The organism is Pyrobaculum sp., assembly GCF_049971835.1.
Taxonomy (GTDB): Archaea; Thermoproteota; Thermoprotei; order Thermoproteales; family Thermoproteaceae; genus Pyrobaculum.
Genome location: NZ_JBMFKV010000242.1, coordinates 1 through 2,500, shown reverse-complemented (window position 1 = coordinate 2,500; position 2,500 = coordinate 1). Strand labels below are relative to the sequence as shown.

Here is a 2,500-nt window from a genome sequence, read left to right as displayed (position 1 = left end):
GTATGAAGTCGGGAGGATGGCCAAGGGGGAGAAGCCTTGGAGTTGCAAATTTGTGGCTGAGCGTTGCAACATGGCAGATCTCTGTCAGTAGAGAAGGACGGACAGTCGTCTCCTACTGAACGACTGTTTTTTAAATTAATGGGAGCTACAACTCATGCAGTTCAAAAAGAAAGAGGTCGAGACCTCCGCTATAGAAGTGGCTAGCACCACCGCGCCGCTACAGTTCGACTTCAGCTCGTTGCTGAACATAATGTTCCAGTTCATGTTCTTCATGATGATATTCAAGCTATTTAACCAGCTGTTTGAGACGTTAGGCAAGAGCGTCGCCTCCAGCGCCTCTATCTAAGGGGTTCTAAAAAATAATTTTTTTAAATTCCCCTTTTCTCTCGACAAGTGGGGGGCTCTGTAGGGAGGATATCTAGATACTCTGGTGTGGATCTATCTGCTCCTCTGGGGCGTGTATGAGGCGTGTTGACTGCCTTGAGGGGTACAGGCTGTTCCGACTGCTCGCAGAGAGCGGGGAGGAGGTCTCGTTGGTCAAGGTGGGGGAGGACTGCTACATAGATAAGGTGATAGACGTTAAGTGTACCAAGAGCGCTAGGATGTGGAGCGAGTACGTCTCGCTGGTGAGAGATATATGCATGAACCGCCGACGCTACGTCTTCAACGTGAGGGTGGCCGGGCTGAAGGTGCCATCTAAGTTCGCCGAGATTCTCGCGTGCCGCGGCTTTGCTGTAAAGGTTCTGAGCAGGAAGTACGTCCTAGTAGAGACAGACCCCGACACCTTCTGTACCAAAGAGCGCTCGGCGGTCGAGACGTTGACAGAAAGTGGCAATCCCACCTCTGGCTGACCTCCTCTCCGCCCTAAAGGGCGGGGTTTGTGGCTGTCTGTATCAGCTGTTTTGAGAAATGCTCTTTTCTTCTGTCGCTACCGCCTCTTCTATGCTTTTCAGCTTAGCTACAAACTCTACTCCGTCTTCTGTCTCTACCTCTACTACAAACGAGTCTATAATCTCCTTTCCGCTTTTTACCACCAAAAACCGCGGTGGCACAGCCACAACGTCTACTTCTATGTACTTCTCGCGGTACTCTTCCCTGACCTTCCTGGCGAGGTACTTCAAGATGAGGTACATCGTCAGCAGTTCGTCTGGCGGCCGTGGCCCGTAGTACACCACTCCTCTCTCTACAGTTTTGAAGAACGAGAAGGGGTACTGTCTCCAGACTATAGCAACTTGGTACACAAAAAGACGGAAAGTGGCGCAATAAAACGTTTTTCAGAAAAAGTATAAAAACGTAGGGATTTGTGTCTCGCATGGTCCAGGTAATGACGCCTCTGATTACAGTCAAGAACTACCTCAACCTGGTCCGCACCTCGGTTGTGCTAGATCCAGTGTTTCAGAGGAACGTCGTGTGGGACAGAGACAAGATGACTAGATACGTTTCTCATCTGCTTGAGGGGTATGGCCAGCTGTCTGTAATTGTGCTTGGCAGGATAGAGAAGGAGGATAAGTACTTCATTGTGGACGGGCTGAACAGGACGGCGTCGATTATGAAGTTCTTCTCGGGTGAGATACCTATATACATTGGCGGGAGGGCCTACTACATAGACAGCTTAGATAGCGAGCTGAAGGCTAAGCTTGAAAACTCGCAGTTGCTTGTTGCTATGGTGAGCGCCAGCTCTATGGAGGAGATAGTGCACATATTCCAGATTTTGAACATGGCCCAGGCCAAGCTGTCGATAGCCGACGTCGTGCTGGCCAGGAGGGCTGTAGACTCTAGGTATCGGCTTGTCTACGACTTCGCCAGCGAGCTGTGCCCGGTCGCGAAGAGGATAAGCCCGAGGCTGGACTGCAAGCTGTTCGCCTTCGCGGTGCTGTACTACATCATCGAGAAAAAGGCGAGGCACTACGAGAGCGTTAGGCAGAAGATCTGGATCATCGAGCGGTGGAAGGAAGAAGAGATAAGGAAGGCTATCGAGCTGGCGAGGACGCTCGACTACTCCAAGGTGAGGACTGTAGACGACTTGCCAGTCCTCGTCCTCTCGACCGTGCGCGGGATGAGGCCAGAAGACGTAGAGAAGGAGCTGGCTGGGGAGCTGGTGTCGCAGACCGCAGCGGAGAGGGCCATAGAGATCCTCTACAAATCGTTCGCCTCGTGTGTGAGCCAGTTCTGCTCCAAGTCGCGGTCAGCGCTCTACGCCAAGGCGGACCCGGAGACAAAAAGAGAGCTGAAGAAGCTAATTAAGCTACTGATCTCGATGGGGGTGTGTGCCAAATACGGTTCCTCTCTGCGTTGCCACAGAAGCGTGCTAGACATCCTAAAGGGGCAGGGAGAACAAGCGCCTCTAGCAAAAGCCGAAGGCTGACCCCCTCCTTGCTCTGAGGGGCGAGATCTGCCGACGCCTCTGTCAGTTACATGTGGATAGTTAGTAACCCCGCCACCTAGAGCTAAAAATGTGAGAAGAGGAGGAGGTGGCATGGCTAACGGTTTTTTAAACTCG

The 2,500-nt window shown here is 52.0% G+C and carries 4 protein-coding genes; 3 read left to right on the top strand and 1 reads right to left on the bottom strand.

The window, feature by feature from the left end; translation table 11 throughout:
* The first annotated feature begins 154 nt into the window (after positions 1-154).
* Both ACP5J3_RS13110 and ACP5J3_RS13105 read left to right on the top strand, forming a co-directional pair.
* Positions 155-346: a hypothetical protein gene (locus ACP5J3_RS13110; protein WP_428496095.1), complete on the top strand. Its 192-nt coding sequence runs from the start codon at positions 155-157 to the stop codon at positions 344-346.
* A 115-nt stretch (positions 347-461) separates the two neighbouring features.
* Complete coding sequence (locus ACP5J3_RS13105) at positions 462-851, top strand: hypothetical protein (protein WP_428496094.1); 390 nt, start codon at positions 462-464, stop codon at positions 849-851.
* 42 nt (positions 852-893) lie between these two features.
* Here the strand turns inward: ACP5J3_RS13105 and ACP5J3_RS13100 are convergent, their stop codons facing one another.
* Entirely contained in the window at positions 894-1,241 is a 348-nt protein-coding gene (locus ACP5J3_RS13100; RefSeq protein WP_428496093.1) for a hypothetical protein, read from the bottom strand.
* Positions 1,242-1,312: 71 nt separating this feature from the next.
* On the opposite strand from ACP5J3_RS13100, the gene ACP5J3_RS13095 reads away from it, so the two are divergent.
* Positions 1,313-2,365, top strand: a complete 1,053-nt coding sequence (locus tag ACP5J3_RS13095) for a DUF262 domain-containing protein (RefSeq protein WP_428496092.1) — start codon at positions 1,313-1,315, stop codon at positions 2,363-2,365.
* Positions 2,366-2,500: the final 135 nt, after the last annotated feature.

What these genes read in the sequence shown, in the direction of transcription:
- ACP5J3_RS13110 (WP_428496095.1), top strand. Translation starts at nt 155, where the DNA reads ATGCAGTTCAAAAAGAAAGAGGTCGAGACCTCCGCTATAGAAGTGGCT.
- ACP5J3_RS13105 (WP_428496094.1), top strand. Translation starts at nt 462, where the DNA reads ATGAGGCGTGTTGACTGCCTTGAGGGGTACAGGCTGTTCCGACTGCTC.
- ACP5J3_RS13095 (WP_428496092.1), top strand. Translation starts at nt 1,313, where the DNA reads ATGGTCCAGGTAATGACGCCTCTGATTACAGTCAAGAACTACCTCAAC.